Annotated in this window: 21 protein-coding genes and 1 other annotated feature; of the genes, 6 read left to right on the top strand and 15 right to left on the bottom strand. The window is 56.6% G+C overall.

Features of this window, described 5'->3' with window-relative positions:
- Positions 1-3: 3 nt before the first annotated feature.
- The 10 genes from HWW83_RS18250 to repB form a co-directional block, all read right to left on the bottom strand.
- Complete coding sequence (locus HWW83_RS18250) at positions 4-354, bottom strand: GPW/gp25 family protein (RefSeq protein ID WP_033641924.1); 351 nt, start codon at positions 352-354, stop codon at positions 4-6.
- Positions 351-986, bottom strand: coding sequence for a phage baseplate assembly protein V (locus HWW83_RS18245; protein WP_069101126.1), 636 nt, complete (start codon positions 984-986; stop codon positions 351-353). The genes HWW83_RS18250 and HWW83_RS18245 overlap by 4 nt, the downstream gene beginning before the upstream one ends.
- Positions 987-1,071: 85 nt before the next feature.
- Positions 1,072-1,536, bottom strand: coding sequence for a phage tail protein (locus HWW83_RS18240; protein WP_089194298.1), 465 nt, complete (start codon positions 1,534-1,536; stop codon positions 1,072-1,074).
- A 53-nt stretch (positions 1,537-1,589) separates the two neighbouring features.
- Complete coding sequence (locus HWW83_RS18235) at positions 1,590-2,102, bottom strand: lysozyme (protein WP_046688264.1); 513 nt, start codon at positions 2,100-2,102, stop codon at positions 1,590-1,592.
- Positions 2,086-2,304 (bottom strand): HP1 family phage holin, encoded by a 219-nt coding sequence (locus tag HWW83_RS18230; protein WP_033641928.1) that lies wholly within the window; start codon positions 2,302-2,304, stop codon positions 2,086-2,088. Before HWW83_RS18230 ends, HWW83_RS18235 begins: the two co-directional genes overlap by 17 nt.
- Positions 2,305-2,307: 3 nt before the next feature.
- A complete protein-coding gene (locus HWW83_RS18225; RefSeq protein WP_033641929.1) occupies positions 2,308-2,511 on the bottom strand; it encodes a tail protein X in 204 nt (67 codons plus the stop codon).
- Between the two features lie 191 nt (positions 2,512-2,702).
- Positions 2,703-2,897, bottom strand: a complete 195-nt coding sequence (locus HWW83_RS18220; protein WP_033641930.1) for a hypothetical protein — start codon at positions 2,895-2,897, stop codon at positions 2,703-2,705.
- Positions 2,898-2,960: 63 nt separating this feature from the next.
- Positions 2,961-5,057: a replication endonuclease gene (locus HWW83_RS18215; RefSeq protein WP_176589467.1), complete on the bottom strand. Its 2,097-nt coding sequence runs from the start codon at positions 5,055-5,057 to the stop codon at positions 2,961-2,963.
- On the bottom strand, positions 5,041-5,262 hold the full coding sequence (locus HWW83_RS18210; RefSeq protein ID WP_033641931.1) for a TraR/DksA C4-type zinc finger protein: 222 nt from the start codon (positions 5,260-5,262) through the stop codon (positions 5,041-5,043). Before HWW83_RS18210 ends, HWW83_RS18215 begins: the two co-directional genes overlap by 17 nt.
- Before the next feature lie 78 nt (positions 5,263-5,340).
- Positions 5,341-5,646 (bottom strand): phage replication protein B, encoded by a 306-nt coding sequence (gene repB, locus HWW83_RS18205; protein WP_060659931.1) that lies wholly within the window; start codon positions 5,644-5,646, stop codon positions 5,341-5,343.
- A 242-nt stretch (positions 5,647-5,888) separates the two neighbouring features.
- On the opposite strand from repB, the gene HWW83_RS18200 reads away from it, so the two are divergent.
- Entirely contained in the window at positions 5,889-6,785 is an 897-nt protein-coding gene (locus tag HWW83_RS18200) for a helix-turn-helix domain-containing protein (RefSeq protein ID WP_103101724.1), read from the top strand.
- Between the two features lie 46 nt (positions 6,786-6,831).
- On the opposite strand, the gene HWW83_RS18195 is transcribed toward HWW83_RS18200, so the two are convergent.
- On the bottom strand, positions 6,832-7,596 hold the full coding sequence (locus HWW83_RS18195) for a DUF481 domain-containing protein (protein ID WP_033641933.1): 765 nt from the start codon (positions 7,594-7,596) through the stop codon (positions 6,832-6,834).
- A 495-nt stretch (positions 7,597-8,091) separates the two neighbouring features.
- Between HWW83_RS18195 and HWW83_RS18190 the strand changes: the two genes are divergently transcribed.
- Both HWW83_RS18190 and tyrA read left to right on the top strand, forming a co-directional pair.
- Positions 8,092-9,168 carry a 3-deoxy-7-phosphoheptulonate synthase gene (locus HWW83_RS18190; protein WP_033641934.1) on the top strand — a complete coding sequence of 359 codons (1,077 nt, stop codon included), beginning with the start codon at positions 8,092-8,094 and terminating at the stop codon, positions 9,166-9,168.
- Between the two features lie 3 nt (positions 9,169-9,171).
- Entirely contained in the window at positions 9,172-10,293 is a 1,122-nt protein-coding gene (gene tyrA, locus HWW83_RS18185) for a bifunctional chorismate mutase/prephenate dehydrogenase (protein WP_176589466.1), read from the top strand.
- Between the two features lie 55 nt (positions 10,294-10,348).
- Here the strand turns inward: tyrA and pheA are convergent, their stop codons facing one another.
- From pheA to bamD, 4 genes are all read right to left on the bottom strand, one after another.
- On the bottom strand, positions 10,349-11,506 hold the full coding sequence (gene pheA, locus HWW83_RS18180; RefSeq protein ID WP_103101723.1) for a bifunctional chorismate mutase/prephenate dehydratase: 1,158 nt from the start codon (positions 11,504-11,506) through the stop codon (positions 10,349-10,351).
- 42 nt (positions 11,507-11,548) lie between these two features.
- Positions 11,549-11,675 (bottom strand) — a sequence feature (Phe leader region).
- Positions 11,627-11,674: a hypothetical protein gene (locus tag HWW83_RS18175; protein WP_101428074.1), complete on the bottom strand. Its 48-nt coding sequence runs from the start codon at positions 11,672-11,674 to the stop codon at positions 11,627-11,629. (Overlaps the previous feature by 48 nt.)
- 122 nt (positions 11,676-11,797) lie before the next feature.
- Entirely contained in the window at positions 11,798-12,139 is a 342-nt protein-coding gene (gene raiA, locus HWW83_RS18170) for a ribosome-associated translation inhibitor RaiA (protein ID WP_004932457.1), read from the bottom strand.
- A gap of 312 nt (positions 12,140-12,451) precedes the next feature.
- Complete coding sequence (bamD, locus tag HWW83_RS18165; protein WP_004932456.1) at positions 12,452-13,183, bottom strand: outer membrane protein assembly factor BamD; 732 nt, start codon at positions 13,181-13,183, stop codon at positions 12,452-12,454.
- Between the two features lie 131 nt (positions 13,184-13,314).
- On the opposite strand from bamD, the gene rluD reads away from it, so the two are divergent.
- The 3 genes from rluD to clpB all read left to right on the top strand — a co-directional run bounded on the left by rluD (position 13,315) and on the right by clpB (position 17,727).
- Positions 13,315-14,292, top strand: coding sequence for a 23S rRNA pseudouridine(1911/1915/1917) synthase RluD (rluD, locus tag HWW83_RS18160; protein WP_004932452.1), 978 nt, complete (start codon positions 13,315-13,317; stop codon positions 14,290-14,292).
- Entirely contained in the window at positions 14,292-15,023 is a 732-nt protein-coding gene (yfiH, locus tag HWW83_RS18155; protein WP_103101722.1) for a purine nucleoside phosphorylase YfiH, read from the top strand. Before rluD ends, yfiH begins: the two co-directional genes overlap by 1 nt.
- 130 nt (positions 15,024-15,153) lie before the next feature.
- Positions 15,154-17,727: an ATP-dependent chaperone ClpB gene (gene clpB / locus HWW83_RS18150; protein WP_025301647.1), complete on the top strand. Its 2,574-nt coding sequence runs from the start codon at positions 15,154-15,156 to the stop codon at positions 17,725-17,727.
- The last annotated feature ends 507 nt before the right edge of the window (positions 17,728-18,234 follow it).

Here is an 18,234-nt window from a genome sequence, read left to right as displayed (position 1 = left end):
GTGTCAGCTCACTGAAATAGAAAGGGAAAAGGCATCCGGCGTATCTGTGCGGTTGCCGGTAATGTCGACCACCATTTTTCCGTCAAAGGTGGTGTTGCAACTGATGCCCGTCAACCGAATGCGTGGTTCCCACTGCAGCAGTGCGCTGTAGCAGGCCGCCATCATTTGCAATCGCAGTACGTCGTTTTGCGGCTGATCCAGCAACTCGGACAGCAACGAACCGTAGCTGCGGCGCATGACGCGTGAGCCGATAGGCGTAATCAGGATGTCGCTCACCGACTGACGAATGTGCTCGAGATCGGCGATTGCGCGGCCGTTGCCGCGATTCATGCCAAGAAATTTCGCGTTGTTCATGCTGGTTTGTCCGTTTGGCCTCCGCCGTTTTGCACTCCACCGTGGGTGTGGGTATGCACCACAATGCCGTTAGAGCTGATGCTGCCACCGGTGTGATTGAGATCGCCGGTCATCGAGCCGCCCTGATGGATGGCGATGGTGCCGGTAGTGAGTTGCTGGGTACACTCCACTTCGGGAGCGTCCAGCGTAATTTTTCCGCTGGCGATACAGGTGATGTTTGGCGCCGTCAGAGTGATCCGCTCGGCGGCTTCAATGGTGGCGCTTTTTATGCCGACGGCCTTAAGCGCCCCGATAGCCGGCTCGTATTCGAGCACTGCACCGTCAGGAAAAGCGATATGCGCCGCCTGTGCTGAGGCCGACGGTGCGGGGTGAGCATCGGAAAATACGCCGGGCAACACGAAAGCGGTTTCAAGTTCCCCGCCAAGTGACAGCACCAAGACCTGTTCACCAATGCTGGGCGCCCACCAGCTGCGTGCGTCGCCGGCCCGTCCGGTCAGCCAGTTGAGCCAGTCGGTAAGATTGCCGCCGGTGGCGACGCGGCAGCGCCCGCGTTCCAGGTCGAGCTCGCTGACGGTCCCGATCCGTATCAGGTTGCGCACCAGGCGCTGAATATCGAAGTTGTCTGTGTTCATGTCTCAAGAATGCCGCTGGATGAAAAGGGGGACAACGCGACGGCGTTTGGCTGCCGCCGGCACAACCGAAGCTGCCTGTAGGGCGCTACGGCTGACCAAATTCGCTGAGTAACTCTCCGTGCAGATAAACCTGGGTGAAGCGAACGATGTTCTCCGGTTCGGGAGGTTCAGCCAGCGGGGTGATATGCAATGCGCCATCGCGCAGTTCCACCCGGATTCGTTCGGTGAGTTGCAGCTGCAATATCAACTGGTTCGGCGTGTCTATATCCCTCTGAAACGAAAAATCATTTTTACGCTTGTCCGGATTGGCAAGAAGGTCTGGTTGGTGGCTGCGCAGCCAGGCCAGTACGGCGACCATGACCCGGTCGTCGTCAGCTGACGGCCCATCCAGCGCCAGATTGAGCTGATAGCGATATTCGAAGGACAGCGAGGGGGCGAGCGTTGAGATCACGCGGCCGTTAGCAATGCCAAGGCGCAATCGTTCGGGGTTTTGCCGCAACACGGGAATGGCATTGAACAGTGCGGCACGGAGCTGTTCGGGTTTTAACATGATGTATCTCCTGAAAAAGGGAGCGGTTTGAGTGGGCGTTTGTTGAAAAACGATCAGCGTGAGATGCCGCTCAGACATAGCGCACGTTCGGCCGTGCGGCGGCGCTCCAGTCCTTTGTTTTTGACGCCGTTGACATAAATCCAACGAGGCAGTTGATCGCAAGCCGCCTGCCACTGACGACGTTTGACAAAGGTGGCCAGCGTTGAATTGCAGGCGGCGTTGACGCCGACGTTGAAAGCGAAAGCGCTGACGGCGTCGTAAACCGGCTGCGGCATCTTGACATCCATACAGCGCGCGAGACCGCGCTCTACGGCGCGTACATCGTCGATCAAATGGGCGGCCGCCTGGCGTTCGTTGATGACGGCGCCCGGCTTCACGCCGGCGGTGTGGCCGATGCCGTTGGTCCAGACGCCGGCACTGCATTGGTAGGGTGAAAGCCGGCAGCCTTCGAAATCGGCGATCAGGCGCAAACCTTCCTCAGAGGTTTTCAGCGTATTGAACTGAGGCAGCAGGGCAGCGAGGGTTAAAATAGCCGCCACGCTGCAGCGTTTAGCGAGTGAGCTCATCGTAGACTCCGCGTTTTAGGCCGTTTTTTTTTAGCGATTTCAGCAACTGGTAGCTTTTACGCCGGTAGTACCAATTCACTGCAAAGGTACCGACGCCGACTGCGGCGCCGACCAGGATGGCAATGTCCTGTGCAGAGTGGCTCCCTAACCAGGCCAGGCAAGCCGCGACGAAATAGGCAAGGGTTGAAGTGAGTTTCTCCATCGCTTAATCCCACAATTTGACGGTTTCTCGTTGGGCCGCCGCAGGCAGGTCCGGCAATTCCACCGGTTGACCGTGCGGCAGCAGGGGCCCCAGATCGGCGAGGCCACGGTTAGCCAGATAGACTTGTTCCACCTGGCGTTGCGTGCTGCCGTAGTAGCGCCAGCAAATCGCATCAATGGTGTCACCTTGTTGTGCATAAATTTTCATCATTACCATCCTGCGATAGCGTTGGGAGAGAGGGCTGTGGCCCCGGATATCTTCAGTTTCGCGCGCGTGGGAGGGAGGGGCAACGCGAGGGGGTTGTGGATGAGATGGCACAACTGAGGCGCAAAAGTGCCGCCGGCAGAAATAAAAACCCCGCCGGCGGCGGGGGGATGAAAAACGTTTGGCTGGAGGGATTAGCAGGGGGGGTGTTCGTCAGCGGGATAAAATATTTCTTGATAATCATTGTTCGGCAGCACCTGACTGGCCAAATCGGAGATCAGCGACATGGCGATCAGAAACTCGGAGGCACTGCATTGCGCAGCCTGTGAAACATCGGCGATGAATTGGATGCGGGACAGTGTTACTTGTTGTTTATCCATAATTTCCACTGTTTTTGCCCTCTCTTGATTATACTGTGTATTTATACAGTATTAAGCAAAACGCTAAAGGCGTCAATGGTTGGACTTATCATTTGTGCAGTAAAAATACGGCCAATCATTGATTAGCGGAAATTGTACAAGGAGGCCGTCAAAATGAATTTTGCCGCCGCGTGCGAGAACCTCCAACTGCCAGCGTTGCGGTTCTATGCCAATACCTCGAAGTTTGCGGGCAATATTCAGACAATGCTGCCGCTGTGGCGGCGTCAAACGAGCCGACGGCGCGGGTGCCGGCGGCAAGTAAAGAGCGCGCGTTCCACAGTTATTGCCAGAACTCCAAGGCGTCGCGGCGGCGAGTGTTTTAGCGACGATCCGCCATTGCACGGTGCGCGTTCGGTATACCCGCTCAATTCCCAAATGCGGTGCATAAATGCCGACAACTTTTGTGACGGGCTCGTCATAAGCGTTCCGGGTTTCTGAGGCTTCGCGCGCGACACGCACCCACTGGTGGCTGCGTGGCACATTGGCGCCGCCTTGCGCCTGTATGTAACCGGCAAAGTCGCCGGCGTCGGCAGCGGCGCGCACGGCTTCGGTGCCGGCGTCAAACTGCGGCGTCAGGTTTTGGCCGCGAATACGTCGACATTCGCGGTAGACCCCGAGACCGGGCAGGCCGAAGGGATGAAACTGGGGGATGCGCCAGGTGGCGGCCCAGGCGCTGACCGCGCGGGCGGTATCGCTCAGCGGGGCGCCGGTTTCGCGATCGAGCTCTTCCTCCAATGCATATCCATCGAGGTTTTTTGCGACATATTTGGCCAGATAGGCGGTTGCGCCACCCCGGTTGAGGTGTTTGCTCTGGAAACGATGTTGTTGGGCGCCTGGTTCTGCTGCATCCTGTTGCAGCGCATAACGCTGCATGATGTCAAGCACTGCCTGACGTTGCATTTGTGGAGTGAACATCATCAGATGCCAGTGCGGCGTGCCGTCATGATGAGGCTCAACCACTCGCATACCGTAGACCTGCAGACGGCGATCCTTGAAGGCGGTTCGCATTTTCCCCCACTGGGCAACCAGATAACGTTGGCCATCCTTCGGTGTTAGGGCTTGTCCTTGCCAGCGTGTATTGAAGCGCATTTTGCCTCGTGTGCCGACATGCTGGATAGGGTGAAAGCGTGCCGGCGTCGTCAACGTGATAAACAACCCGCAGTGGCCGTTGCGAGTGGCGTAGGTTTCTATACCGGCGAGGGTATTCATCAACTCCATACGACGAATGGCGGGATTGGCGATGCTGCCGAGCACTTTATCCATAAGATCGGCGCGCTCGCCCGTGGCGACGTTTTCCAGCTCGCAACGGTGAAGATAATCGAGGTTCGATTGACGCCGAGCCTTGACATCGTGAAGGGCCTGTCTGCTGGCATAAGGTGACGTGTTGTTGCGGACGTTGCCTATCGCGATTTGCAGCGCCTCGCGCCACTGCATGCGTTGCATTTTGAGACGCCGCAGCCACCAGCGATCGTCGGTCAGGCGCGACAGCGCCGCAATTGCCCGCTCGCTGTCCAACTTGCCTTTACGATAACAGCGCCAGTGCATGGGCTGGATATTGAAGGCGCGGGCCATCGTGGCGATTTGGCGATAGAGGCGGCGCTGTATATCCGCGTGTAGCAGGATCTCTGCATTATTGCCATGCTTCGCCAGCAAGGCGTCACATTCACTCTGGTAGAGCGCAGAAAGTTGGCCCCCGATACGCCGCGCCAACTGCTCCAGCGCTTTATCGCCCAGCGCGGGCAGTGCGCTATAGCTGTCCGCTTCGCTGCCAAAGTGCAGTGATTTGCGTTGATCCAAACCGAAATTATTATTTATCTGCTGAATGCGTGGCCATATCCGCCGATGGAAAACTCGCACCAGATAATGCCAGGCGGCGTGGGCTCCCTTCTGGCTGAGCAGTTGGCGGTGGCGCTCAAGGAACGGCGTGCGCAAATAATAAGGCAGGTCATGAATGCACTGCAGTATCGCTTGCCATTGGCGCAGTTGGTCGCGATTCAGCGCCGCTTCGCGCCCTATCGCACGTCGTGGGGCATTCCATGGATAGGCGTAATCACCGTACGCTGCGTGTTGTATGGCAGAGGCGTTGACCGGCAGATGCTCCGCCGGCCTATTTTTAACGGCGAGCGACATGACGTTGCTTGGCTTCTGATAGCTGCTGGCAGGTCACGCAGCGGCTGACGCCGGGAATCGCAATGCGTCTCGCCACAGGAATCGCCGCGTCACAATCGGCACAGCAGAACGCCGAGGGCGCTGTGGCAACCGGCCTGGCATACGCAATTTGTTTCTCGAGCATCAATGCCTGGCGCTCCTGCGCCATATCAATAGTATCAGCCATAATATTTTCCAGTATTTAATAGGGTGAATTTGGGCCGAGCGGTGCCCGGCGGGTTGCACGCCAGCTTGATTCGAAAGGTTATTTTTTTGGGGTTAACAGACAGTCTGTTTCGCTGATATAGCGCGGCAACGATTGACTGAGCGAGATGAGTTCATTGAGTGCCGCGACGATTTTCCGCCGTTCGGCATAACCCATTTCGTGAAACTTTAACCACACATAGCGTTCAGTCAGCCCGGCGAGGAAGCAAAACGTATGGCGCAGGTGCAGCGGCGCCGTGTCGTAAATCTCTTCGGCATGGTTGGGTTGCCGGGCAAACAGTGTGCGGCGGATTTCAGCAATACGCCGCAGGCCGATAGCCCGTTGCTCCTCGCTGGCCAGCAGCATGACAGCCTCCTTATCTGAATTTGATGATGGATGAATACTCGCAAAAGCAAGGTTTGGTTATCCGTCGTTTAGGGTCGAAAATTTGAGTAAACACGCTGTAAACAAGGTGATTACGCAAGATTGTTGTCGCCTTGTGGTATTTGCATTTTCATCACCCATGTCGCATCATCTTAACTAAAGCGATCGACATGCCGAGTGACGGCGAATTGACGGTACTTTAAATCGCAAAATGCGACTTGTAAATGCGAATTTCATTTTTAATCGGTGATGATATGCGTGAAGATGCAACAAACAACAACACCTCCGTGGGAGCGGTAATTGAGAGAGTTCTTTCATCTTATGGCGTTGGCACGCAGAAGGAATTGAGTGAAATCCTTGGGATAGCGCCGAATAACATCAGTAGTTGGCAACAGCGGGGTAGTGTTCCCGGATATGTCATTATCAACTGCGCGTTAACTACGGGAGCAGACCTGGCCTGGCTGATGACTGGTGAACTTGCAAATTCAAAAGTAAATCGCAAGCCTGCGTCATCTGCGCAAGGTAAAGCGCTTTACGATCGCGTTTTGGCTTCCGGTGGGAAAGGGGTATTGCGCCGCATTTTGGATGCTTACGGTTTCAATCTGCAAAAAGAATTGGGCGACCTGCTGGGTATCTCTTCAGGCACGATGAGCACCTGGGTCCGCCGCAACTACTTCCCCGGCGATATCGTGGTGACCTGTGCTCTGGATACAGGCGTCTCGCTGCTGTGGCTGGCGACGGGCCAGGGGGAGATGTGGGGTGATGCCGCATCGGCGGTTCCGGTATCCGGAGTTCGCACGATACCGAAATATCGCCTGCTCGCCGGGCAGTTGAAAGAGGGGGGGCAGTGGTCGGCAGACTGTTCTTTGATTCCTGACGGCGTGGCTCAGCCGGCTTATGTTGATGGCGGGCGCGTATCCTGGCTGGTGGATCTGGCCGTTACGCATATCGCCAATGGCCGCTGGCTGGTGGACATCGACGGTAACCTGGACGTATACGATATAGCGCGTTTACCGGGTAACCAGGTGCGGGTCAGCGGCGGCAACGTCGACTTTCAATGTTCTCCGGATGCATTGAAAGCGCTTGGCATGGTCTGGTTAACGTTGACGCCGCAGGCATAAAAAAAGCCCATCGATGATGGGCTTCGAGAAATAATGGGCGGGCAGGTTACAGGCCGTAGACCAGCGTGACCGAGGTTGTCGTGTCGGTGTTCTTCGGCGCAGAGGCCGGTGGCTTGCTGTTGTAGGTCACGGTGTAAGCTACGCGCAGTGAAAAGCGATCGTTGATCGCCACGTTCAACGCGCTTTCCGAGTTCAGCGTGGTTTCTTCGTTCGCCAGTGCGGAGACGCCCTGAATGAACTTGGTGTTGTCGGTCAGCTGATAGGAATAGTTGGCCGCGCCATAGGCCAGCCCTTTGGTCGAGCGGCCGCCGCCATGGTATTCGTCATGGCGCACGCCGGGACCGAATTCCACCCGCAGGTCGCTGAGCGGCCCGTTGAGGATTTGACGGCCATAGCCGCTGGTCAGCGTGGAGCGTGAGTCGTAACCGTTGAAACGGTCGCTCAGCCAGCTGGCCTGGCCGAACAGGTAGTTGCGATCGGTCAGGTTATAGCGCGTACGGCCGCCGGCCTGATACTTTTCGGACGAGCGCACGTTGGAAGAGGTGGTGTTGTTGGCCGCCCCCCACAGGCTGTACGCCGCGTCGGTGTTGAACCAGGTCATGTTGGTGTTGGCCAACAGAGTGGAACTCTGCGAGTTGCCGGACTGGGCGTTGTAGCCCGCCTGCACGTTGCCTTCGAACGGTTTCTTGGCGGTGGCCGGATCGTCCATCGCGGTGAAAAGCGTATTGTCGGCAAGGGCTGAAACACTGGTGAAAGTCGTTAAGCAGCAAATATACAGCGGAAAAGCGCGACGAGCGCGGGAAGAGAGCATCTTGGATCCAGTTGTTAAGGGTGATTATTGTTGATGACGGTCACATTATATCGGTTCATTTCGGCGACAAAAATAGCCGCCATTAGCTTAAGTTTTTAATTTTTATCCCTCATTTATTCGCTTTTCTTCTACTTAAATTCATCGCTTTCGACGGCATTTCGTGCTGATCCTGCTTCGCCCGACCGTCGGTGCCGAGATGGGCCGTGCATCCTCGCTGCAAAATTTAATGTACAAATATGTTTACATTCATTGGCTTTGTTAGGCATGAGGGGTTATAGCGTGGCGATGGGTTTATTATTTGTTTAATTGGTTGTATTTGTTGTATTTAAAACAATTTTTGCAACCCTGACTCAAAGGTGGTTTAAGCAAGATAATGACGGTAATCTTTTATTTACGGAAAATGGATTGAAAACTTTACATATCGTGATAGGGTAGACCCCTGAAACGCTCAATGTTCCATTTCAACGCATAACGCCAAACGACAGGAATAGCATCATGCAAAAAGACGCGCTCAATAACGTACACATCAGTGCAGAACAGGTTCTCATCACGCCGGAGGAGCTGAAGAACCAGTTCCCGCTCAGCGCCGACGACGAAAATGAAATCGCCACCTCGCGTAACACCATCGCCAACATTTTGCAGGGGCGCGATCATCGCCTGTTGGTGGTGTGCGGGCCTTGTTCGATCCACGATCCGGATGCGGCGCTGGACTACGCCCGTCGTTTGAAAACTCTGGCGGCTGACTTGAGCGATCAGCTGTATATCGTTATGCGCGTCTACTTTGAAAAACCCAGAACCACTGTCGGCTGGAAAGGTTTGATCAACGATCCGTACATGGACGGTTCGTTTGACGTTGAAGCAGGCTTGCATATCGCGCGTCGCCTGTTGCTGGATCTGGTGGGCATGGGCTTGCCGTTGGCTACCGAAGCGTTGGATCCGAACAGCCCGCAGTACCTGGGCGATTTGTTCAGCTGGTCGGCGATCGGCGCGCGTACCACCGAATCTCAGACCCACCGAGAAATGGCATCCGGCCTGTCGATGCCGGTCGGGTTCAAAAACGGCACCGACGGCAGCCTGGGTACCGCCATCAACGCCATGCGCGCCGCTGCCATGCCGCATCGCTTCGTCGGCATTAACCAGGCAGGCCAGGTTTGCCTGCTGCAGACTCAGGGCAACCCGGATGGGCACGTGATCCTGCGCGGCGGCAAAACTCCGAACTACAGCGCTGAGCACGTTGCGGCCTGTGAAAAACAGATGCTTGAGGCGGGACTCCACCCGTCCTTGATGATAGATTGCAGCCATGGCAACTCGAATAAAGACTATCGCCGTCAGCCGGCGGTTGCCGAGTCCGTGGTGGAGCAGATCAAGGCGGGTAACCGCTCAATCACCGGCATTATGCTGGAGAGCCATCTGCATGAGGGCAATCAGTCTTCCGAACAGCCGCGTGCAGACATGCGTTACGGTGTGTCCGTCACCGACGCCTGCATCAACTGGGAGAGTACGGAAACCCTGTTGCGCCATATGCATCAGGAACTCGGCGCTGCGCTGACGGCCCGCACGGGAGAAAAGTAAGTTATGGTGGCAGAACTGACCGCGCTGCGCGATCAAATCGATGAGGTGGATAAAGCGCTGCTGGATCTGCTGGCGAAACGCCTGCATCTGGTAGCGGAAGTGGGCGAAGTCAAAAGCCGTCATGGCCTGCCGGTTTACGTACCGGAGCGCGAAGCCGCGATGCTGGCCTCGCGCCGCCGGGAGGCGGAAAATCTCGGCGTGCCGCCGGATCTGATCGAAGATGTGTTGCGCCGCGTGATGCGCGAGTCATACGTCAGCGAGAACGATAAGGGCTTTAAAACCCTGTGCCCGCAGCTGCGGCCGATCGTCATTATCGGCGGCAACGGTCAAATGGGCAGGTTGTTCAATCGCTTGCTGACGTTGTCGGGTTATCAGGTCAGGGTGTTGGATCAGGAAGATTGGCCGCAGGCGGAGCAGCTGTTGGCGGATGCCGGCATGGTGATCGTCAGCGTGCCGATCCACGTGACCGAGCAGGTGATAAGCCGCCTGCCGACGCTGCCTGCCGATTGTATTCTGGTGGACCTGGCGTCGGTGAAGAGCCGGCCTTTACACGCGATGTTGGCGGCGCACAGCGGCCCGGTGGTCGGTCTGCATCCGATGTTCGGCCCGGACGTGGGCAGCGTGGCCAAGCAGGTGGTGGTCTATTGCGACGGCCGCCAGCCGGAGGCGTATCAGTGGCTGCTTGAACAGTTGCAGGTGTGGGGCGCGCGGCTGCATCGCATCAGCGCGGCCGAGCACGATCAGAATATGGCGTTTATTCAGGCGCTGCGGCACTTCGCTACCTTCGCCTACGGGCTGCACCTGGCGGAAGAGAACGTGCAACTGGAGCAACTGCTGGCGCTCTCTTCGCCAATCTACCGGCTGGAGCTGGCGATGGTTGGCCGCCTGTTCGCGCAGGATCCGCAGCTGTACGCCGATATCATTATGTCGTCGGAAGAAAACGTGGCGCTGATTAAGCGTTACTACCAGCGCTTCGGCGAGGCGATAAAGCTGTTGGAGCATGGCGACAAACAGGCGTTTATCGAGAGCTTCCGCAAGGTAGAGCATTGGTTCGGCGATTACGCCCAGCGCTTCCTGGTGGAGAGCCGCACGCTGTTGCGGCAGGCTAACGACAGCCGGCAGTAAAACTGCGGGCAGTAAACATAAAGGGTTCGGCTTGGCCGAACCCTTTTTTACGGTTTCAGGATGGGTTGACCGGCACCACGGTGTCGCTTGGGTAACAGCCCAGCACCTTCAGCGAGCGGGTGATCGGCGCCAGATCGCGCAGCGCTTTTTGCATCGCCTCGGCGCGCAGGTTGGCCTGCACATCGATATAGAACATCTCCTCCCACGGATTGCCGTTGATCGGACGTGATTCCAGCTTGGTCATGATGATGCCGTTATCGCGCAATACCAGCAGTGCTTCGACCAGCGCGCCGGATTGTTGGCCGGTCGCCATGATCAGCGTGGTTTTTGCCGGCACCTGTTCGGAGACATCGATCGCTTTGCGCGCCAGGACGATAAAGCGGGTGATGTTTTGCTGCTGGTTGGCGAGATTGTGTTCCAGCACCTGCAGCCCGTACAGCGCGCCGCCGGCCTCGCTGCCCAGTGCAGCCACCTTCGGCGAATTCAGCTTGGCGACTTTCTCCATCGCGGCCGCCGTGCTTTCGGTGTATTCGATTTTCCAGTGCGGGAAGCGGTTAAGGAACTGGCTGCACTGTTGGAACGGCTGCGGATGGCTGTAGACGGTTTCTATCTGGCTCAGATCGCTGTCGCCGGCGATCAGAACGCAGTGGTTGATAGGGTTAGTCAGTTCGCCGACGATCGACAGGCTGGTGTGTTGCAGCAGATCGTAGACCTCGTTTATCGAACCGGAGCTGGTGTTCTCGATCGGCAAAATCGCGTAGTCCGCCTGGCCGGTTTCCACCTGGGCGAAAATATCCTGAAACTTCTGGCAGCCGCATTCGATCAGCCGATCGAAGTGGCGGGCAGCGTATTGGCGCGCCGCCAGATGTGAATAAGAGCCTTTCGGGCCGAGGAAAGAGATGCGGGCGGAATGCTGGCTGACGGGGTTGAGCTGGTGCTGCAACAGCGCCTGCTGGGTCAGAACGGAGTCTTCAATGATCAGTTGGAACAGGCGGGTGACGTAGAAACCGTCCAGGTCGTAAGGCTTGGCGGCGGCGATCAGCGCATCCAGCAGATCGCGTTCGCGCTCTTTGTCACGGATCGGACGGTGAGAGTGCAGCTTGGTCTTGCCGACTTCGATCGCCAGCTCACGGCGTTCCGCCAGCAAGGCCAACAGTTTCAAGTCCAGTGCGCTGATGCGCTCGCGCAGCACCAATAACGGGTTGTCAGTCATAATCAGCTTCCGCCTTCAGTTCTTATTCGTTGTAAAACAGCCATAAAAAAAGCCCCCTGTTTCCAGGAGGCCTTGTTGTTCGTCTTCGCATTCTTTCTCACACGACGAAACGCCTCCCAGTCAGGGGAAGGTAAAAAAGAATGCGAAGAAAAACGGTGTGCGTGGCATGGTCTACCTAAGGTTAATGCGAACAGGTTTTAAAGTAACCGCTGGTTTTTACCTCGTCAACAAAAATACCCGACAAAAAACGCGCCCTCGGGCGCGTTTGATGCGGCAATCGCTGTCGGACGGTTATTCCTGCTCTTGCGTGACTTCCGGCACGATGTCTTTCACGCTGGCATTGCAGCGGCGCGCTTCGCCTTTGTGCTGCACCTTGTTCAACTGGCGCTCCAGTTTGGCGATCAGCTCGTTAACGGCGGTATACATGTCATCATGTTTGGCGCTGGCGACCAGCGGGCCGTTAGGCGTGGTAATGGTAGCGTCGGCGACAAACCCTTGCGGCTCTTTGGATAAGACGATATGCGGGTTAATCAGCTGGGTCTGCCATTTTTCCAGTTTGGTGAGACGGTCTTCGACGTGATTGCGGATTGCGGGAGTGATATCCATTTGTTTGCTGGTAATGTTCAATGTCATATAACTTACCTCTCTGTCTTTCCGTCTTGGTGAATCCAGCATACCCCGCTTTTTGTTTAAATGCGTGATGTAAATCACGATTTTTTGTCACTTTTTGCAAAGTTAGTTCAATCTGTGATTCAGCATTTGAATTGGCTATCTAATGCTTGAGAGTTGCCGCCGGATGGCGCATTATCGATGAGTTGACCGGTGAGGAGCGCTAGCTAACACCGTGTTTTTACTTGTGTATTTTTCCAGTAAAAACCAGGTCGACGCCAATGAAAACGGCAGCCTTGGCTGCCGTTTGGTTTTTCTGCCGTTGCCGACGCGCGCTTATTGTGGGTTGGCGGCGATCACTTTGGCCACTTTGTCAGCCTGGCCGTTCAGCTGCAGCTGCTTGTAGGCATTTTCCATCAGCGGCAACACGTCGTGCGTCGCTTTGGTATCCGGGAATTCACGCAACATCTGCTCGGCGCGATTAACGACCGCGACGTAAGCACCACGTTTAGTGTAGTATTCCGCCACCGAAAGCTCATACTTGGCCAAACGATCTTTCAGATACACCAAACGCTTGTTGGCGTCGGTCGCGTATTGGCTGTTCGGGTATTGCTGAATCAACTGGCTGAAGTCGCGGAACGCAGCGCGAGCGTGCTGAGGATCGCGGTCCGAACGGTCAACCCCGAAGAAGCCCTGCAGCGCGCTGTCATCAAGCGCCATATCGGTCAGGCCGCGCATGTACATCACGTAATCGATGTTCGGGTGCGTCGGATTCAGGCGCATGAAGCGATCGATGGATGCCTGAGCCATTGGCAAGTCGGCAGCCTTATAATAGGCGTAAATCAAATCCAGCTGGACCTGCTGGGAATACGGCCCGAAAGGATAGCGGTTATCTAACGCTTCGAGTTGCGTAATCGCGCCCTTGAAGTTACCGTCCTGCAGTTTTTGCTGCGCGGTAGCATAGATTTCCGAAGGCGGGTTGTCGGGAACCGCATCCTTGGATGTGGAGCAACCTGCCAGCGCCAGGCTCAACGTGGCTGCCGCCACCAGATATTTCATACGCGTCATGACGTTTTGATTATCCTCAGGGTGTTATTCCGGGAGACTGTCCGTTAAGCTCCCGACAAAGACCAGGTACAATAGCACATTATATTAAACGGCATCGCCGTGAAAACCCAACGTTAACGAAGAAGCTGCATATGGCACAACAAGTACAACTCACCGCAACGGTGGCCGAATCTCAACTCGGACAACGTTTAGATCAGGCTTTGGCCGAATTGTTCCCTGATTATTCACGATCTCGCATAAAAGAGTGGATCCTGGGCGATCGGGTGAAGGTCAATGGCAAAACGTCAAACAAACCGAAAGAGAAGGTGCTGGGCGGAGAGACAGTCGCCATCGATGCACAGATAGAAGAAGAAGCGCGTTGGGAGCCGCAGGATATCGCGCTGGATATCGTCTATGAAGACAGCGATATCCTGGTGATCAACAAGCCGCGCGATTTGGTGGTGCACCCTGGCGCCGGTAACCCGGACGGCACGGTGCTCAATGCGCTGCTGCATCACTACCCGGAAATCGCCGACGTGCCGCGTGCCGGCATCGTGCACCGTCTGGATAAAGACACCACCGGCCTGATGGTGGTGGCGAAAACCGTGCCGGCGCAAACCCGGCTGGTGGAGGCGCTGCAGGCGCGCGAAATCACCCGTGAATACGAAGCGGTGGCGATCGGCACCATGACGGCAGGCGGTACGGTAGAAGAACCCATCGCGCGCCATTCCACCAAGCGCACTCACATGGCGGTGCACCCGATGGGTAAGCCGGCGGTGACGCACTATCGCATTATGGAGCACTTCCGCGCGCACACTCGTCTGCGCCTGCGCCTGGAAACCGGCCGTACTCACCAGATCCGCGTGCACATGGCTTACATTAGCCATCCGCTGGTGGGCGATCCGCTGTACGGCGGCCGTCCGCGTCCGCCGAAAGGCGCTTCGGAGGCCTTCATCAACACGCTGCGCGGCTTTGACCGCCAGGCGCTGCACGCTACCATGCTGCGTTTGTATCACCCGATCAGCGGCATCCAGATGGAGTGGCATGCGCCGCTGCCGCAGGACATGGTTGATCTGATCAACGCGCTGAAGGCGGACACCGAAGAATTCAAAGATCAGATGGACTGGTAATGCGCTCGCTCATTCTGCCCGACTGGCCGTTGCCTCCCGGCGTTAAAGCTTGCAGCACCACGCGCGATGGTGGCGTCAGCCTGCCACCTTATGACTCGCTGAACCTCGGCGCTCACGTGGGCGACGAGGCGCAAGCGGTGAAGCGCAATCGGGAACGGTTGGTTACCGCCGCCGGCTTGCCGCAGATGCCGGTATGGCTCGAGCAGGTGCACGGCACTCGCGTGGTGACGTTGACGGGACAAGCGCCCGCCGATCTGCGGGCGGATGCGGTGTACAGCAACGTGCCGGGTCAGGTGTGCGCAGTGATGACGGCGGATTGTCTGCCGGTGCTGTTCTGCTCGCAGCACGGCGACGAAGTGGCAGCCGCTCACGCCGGTTGGCGTGGGCTATGCCACGGCGTGCTGGAGCAAACCGTGGCGGCGTTCAGCGCCGCACCGGGCCAAATCAGCGCCTGGCTGGGGCCGGCGATCGGCCCGCAGCAGTTCGAGGTCGGGCCGGAGGTGCGCGCCGCTTTCATGGCGGAAGACGCTGAGGCCGCAGCGGCATTTACCCCGCACGGCGATAAGTTTTTGGCTAATATCTACTTGCTGGCTCGCCAACGCTTGTTGCGTGCGGGCGTTCAGGCCATTTATGGCGGCGACCGCTGTACGGTTAACGAAATGAGCCATTTTTTCTCCTATCGACGCGATGGAATAACCGGACGTCTGGCAAGTTTAATCTGGCTGATATAACCTATTGAATTAGGACGATCCAACGACGCATGGCGTTGTACCGAAAATTTAGCGTCGAGATAACCTTGAAAATTTGAGGGATGACCTCATTTAATCTCCAGTAGCAATTTCGACCCATCTTGGAGGTGTTATGCGTCTGGATCGTCTTACCAACAAATTCCAGCTTGCCCTCGCCGATGCCCAGTCACTAGCCCTTGGGCACGACAACCAGTTTATTGAACCGCTACATCTGATGAGCGCCCTGCTCAATCAGGAAGGGGGCACGGTTCGTCCACTATTAACTTCCGCAGGTATCGATGCCGGGCGTGTGCGCACCGAGATCGAACAGGCGCTGTCCCGTTTACCGCAGGTAGAAGGCACCGGTGGCGACGTTCAACCGTCCCACGAGTTGGTGCGCGTTTTGAACCTGTGCGACAAGCTGGCGCAAAAGCGTGCGGACAAATTCATTTCTTCCGAGCTGTTTGTGCTTGCGGTGCTGGAAGACCGCGGCTCGTTGACCGACTTGTTGAAAGCGGCCGGCGCGACGGCCGATAAAATCAGCAAAGCCATTGAACAAATGAGAGGCGGTGACAGCGTGGAAGACCAAGGCGCCGAAGACCAACGGCAGGCATTGAAGAAATACACTATCGATCTGACCGAACGTGCTGAGCAGGGCAAACTTGACCCGGTGATCGGCCGTGACGAAGAGATCCGTCGCACCATTCAGGTGCTGCAACGCCGTACCAAAAACAACCCGGTGTTGATCGGCGAACCTGGCGTGGGTAAAACCGCCATCGTCGAAGGCCTGGCGCAGCGCATCATTAACGGCGAAGTGCCGGAAGGACTGAAGCACAAGCGCGTATTGTCCCTCGATATGGGCGCCTTGATCGCCGGCGCCAAATATCGCGGCGAGTTTGAAGAGCGTCTGAAAGGCGTGCTCAACGATCTGGCCAAGCAGGAAGGCAGCGTTATCCTGTTTATCGACGAACTGCATACCATGGTCGGTGCCGGTAAGGCGGATGGCGCGATGGACGCAGGCAACATGCTGAAGCCGGCGCTGGCGCGCGGCGAACTGCACTGCGTCGGTGCCACCACGCTGGATGAATACCGTCAATATATAGAGAAGGATGCGGCGCTCGAACGTCGTTTCCAGAAAGTGTATGTGGCTGAGCCGAGCGTGGAAGACACCATTGCTATTCTGCGCGGCCTGAAAGAGCGTTACGAACTGCACCACCACGTGCAGATAACCGACCCGGCCATTGTGGCGGCGGCAACGCTTTCGCACCGCTATATCGCCGATCGTCAATTGCCGGACAAGGCTATTGACCTTATCGATGAAGCGGCGTCCAGCATTCGCATGCAGATGGACTCCAAGCCGGAGTCGCTCGACAGGCTTGAGCGCCGCATCATCCAATTGAAACTGGAACAGCAGGCGCTGAATAAAGAGTCTGACGACGCCAGCAAGAAACGCCTGGACATGCTGAGCGATGAGCTGGGGCAGAAAGAGCGCGAATACTCGGAGCTGGAAGAAGAGTGGAAAGCGGAAAAAGCGTCGCTCTCCGGCACCCAGAATATCAAGGCTGAACTCGAGCAGGCCAAAATCACCCTGGAGCAGGCGCGTCGCGTCGGCGATCTGGGGCGGATGTCGGAACTGCAGTACGGCAAAATCCCTGAGCTGGAAAAACAGCTCGCCGCCGCCACGCAGGCCGAAGGCAAGAGCATGAAGCTGCTGCGCAACCGGGTGACCGATGCGGAGATTGCCGAAGTGCTGGCGCGTGCCACCGGGATCCCGGTCGCAAGAATGCTGGAAGGCGAGCGCGACAAGCTGCTGCGCCTGGAACAAGAACTGCATTCGCGAGTGATTGGCCAGGACGAAGCGGTCAGCGCAGTCTCCAATGCGATCCGCCGCAGCCGTGCGGGGTTGTCCGATCCTAACCGACCGATCGGTTCGTTCCTGTTCCTCGGCCCGACCGGGGTAGGGAAAACCGAGCTTTGCAAGGCGCTGGCTTCGTTCCTGTTCGACAGCGACGACGCCATGGTGCGTATCGATATGTCCGAGTTTATGGAGAAACACTCCGTTTCGCGTCTGGTCGGCGCGCCTCCGGGCTATGTCGGTTATGAAGAGGGCGGCTACCTGACGGAAGCCGTACGTCGCCGGCCTTATTCGGTGATTCTGCTGGATGAAGTCGAGAAAGCGCACCCGGACGTGTTCAATATTCTGTTGCAGGTGTTGGATGACGGCCGCCTGACCGATGGTCAAGGCCGCACCGTCGATTTCCGCAATACCGTGGTGATCATGACGTCCAACCTGGGTTCCGATCTGATCCAGGAGCATTTCGGTCAGATGAACTACGCGCAGATGAAAGAGTCGGTGATGGAGATGGTGAGTCACCACTTCCGTCCAGAGTTCATCAACCGTATCGACGAAGTGGTGGTGTTCCACCCGCTGGGCGAGAAACACATCGCCGCGATCGCCAAGATTCAGTTGTCGCGTCTGTACAAGCGTTTGGAAGAGCGCGGTTACGAAGTGACCATGACCGAACCGGCCCTGGCGCTGTTAAGCAAAACCGGCTACGACCCTGTATATGGCGCACGCCCGTTGAAACGCGCTATTCAGCAGGAAATCGAGAACCCGCTGGCGCAGCAAATCCTGTCCGGCAAGCTGATCCCCGGCAAGCTGGTAACGCTGGATGTGGAAAACGACCATATCGTTGCCCGACAATAACGGCAATTAAGGATAATAAAGATGAAAGGGAGCGGGTGACCGCTCCCTTTTCTTTACCTTCGTTTGTCCCTGTTTACAGGGTTTGCCGCTATTACTGTGCTAAAACCGGTATTTTCTGACTAATAAACATCCTAAAAAGGCGTTTTTGGTGATTATTTGAACGCTTGAAAAGTTTTTTGCATTTAGGGGTTGCGGCCCGCCGAGAACTCCCTATAATGCGCCTCCACTGACCGGGAACAACGACTGACAAGTCGCCGGGTCAGCGAGAAGAAAGCGAAATAAACGCTTGACTCTCCGGGTGAAAAGCGTAATATACGCAGCCCGCGCCGATGAGTTTCTCGGCACTGCTCTTTAACAATTTATCAGACAATCTGTGTGGGCACTCCACAAGACGATATCCAGCATCTTCGGGTGCAAAAAAATATCAAGTCTTGAAGAGTGACTAACTGAAGTAAAATTCATGCAGTAAATCTTTGAGCATCGCTTCTCGAGTGGAAGCACATCAAG

It is taken from the genome of Serratia ureilytica (assembly GCF_013375155.1).
Classification (GTDB): Bacteria; Pseudomonadota; Gammaproteobacteria; order Enterobacterales; family Enterobacteriaceae; genus Serratia; species Serratia ureilytica.
Note: the sequence above shows the minus strand (reverse complement) of the source record. Positions and strands in the feature narration are given on the sequence as shown.

Bases quoted from the DNA above. Each gene is read 5' to 3' on its own strand.
- HWW83_RS18250 (WP_033641924.1), bottom strand. From the start codon at position 354: ATGAACAACGCGAAATTTCTTGGCATGAATCGCGGCAACGGCCGCGCA.
- HWW83_RS18245 (WP_069101126.1), bottom strand. From the start codon at position 986: ATGAACACAGACAACTTCGATATTCAGCGCCTGGTGCGCAACCTGATA.
- HWW83_RS18240 (WP_089194298.1), bottom strand. From the start codon at position 1,536: ATGTTAAAACCCGAACAGCTCCGTGCCGCACTGTTCAATGCCATTCCC.
- HWW83_RS18235 (WP_046688264.1), bottom strand. From the start codon at position 2,102: ATGAGCTCACTCGCTAAACGCTGCAGCGTGGCGGCTATTTTAACCCTC.
- HWW83_RS18230 (WP_033641928.1), bottom strand. From the start codon at position 2,304: ATGGAGAAACTCACTTCAACCCTTGCCTATTTCGTCGCGGCTTGCCTG.
- HWW83_RS18225 (WP_033641929.1), bottom strand. From the start codon at position 2,511: ATGAAAATTTATGCACAACAAGGTGACACCATTGATGCGATTTGCTGG.
- HWW83_RS18215 (WP_176589467.1), bottom strand. From the start codon at position 5,057: ATGTCGCTCGCCGTTAAAAATAGGCCGGCGGAGCATCTGCCGGTCAAC.
- HWW83_RS18210 (WP_033641931.1), bottom strand. From the start codon at position 5,262: ATGGCTGATACTATTGATATGGCGCAGGAGCGCCAGGCATTGATGCTC.
- repB (WP_060659931.1), bottom strand. From the start codon at position 5,646: ATGCTGCTGGCCAGCGAGGAGCAACGGGCTATCGGCCTGCGGCGTATT.
- HWW83_RS18200 (WP_103101724.1), top strand. From the start codon at position 5,889: ATGCGAATTTCATTTTTAATCGGTGATGATATGCGTGAAGATGCAACA.
- HWW83_RS18195 (WP_033641933.1), bottom strand. From the start codon at position 7,596: ATGCTCTCTTCCCGCGCTCGTCGCGCTTTTCCGCTGTATATTTGCTGC.
- HWW83_RS18190 (WP_033641934.1), top strand. From the start codon at position 8,092: ATGCAAAAAGACGCGCTCAATAACGTACACATCAGTGCAGAACAGGTT.
- tyrA (WP_176589466.1), top strand. From the start codon at position 9,172: ATGGTGGCAGAACTGACCGCGCTGCGCGATCAAATCGATGAGGTGGAT.
- pheA (WP_103101723.1), bottom strand. From the start codon at position 11,506: ATGACTGACAACCCGTTATTGGTGCTGCGCGAGCGCATCAGCGCACTG.
- raiA (WP_004932457.1), bottom strand. From the start codon at position 12,139: ATGACATTGAACATTACCAGCAAACAAATGGATATCACTCCCGCAATC.
- bamD (WP_004932456.1), bottom strand. From the start codon at position 13,183: ATGACGCGTATGAAATATCTGGTGGCGGCAGCCACGTTGAGCCTGGCG.
- rluD (WP_004932452.1), top strand. From the start codon at position 13,315: ATGGCACAACAAGTACAACTCACCGCAACGGTGGCCGAATCTCAACTC.
- yfiH (WP_103101722.1), top strand. From the start codon at position 14,292: ATGCGCTCGCTCATTCTGCCCGACTGGCCGTTGCCTCCCGGCGTTAAA.
- clpB (WP_025301647.1), top strand. From the start codon at position 15,154: ATGCGTCTGGATCGTCTTACCAACAAATTCCAGCTTGCCCTCGCCGAT.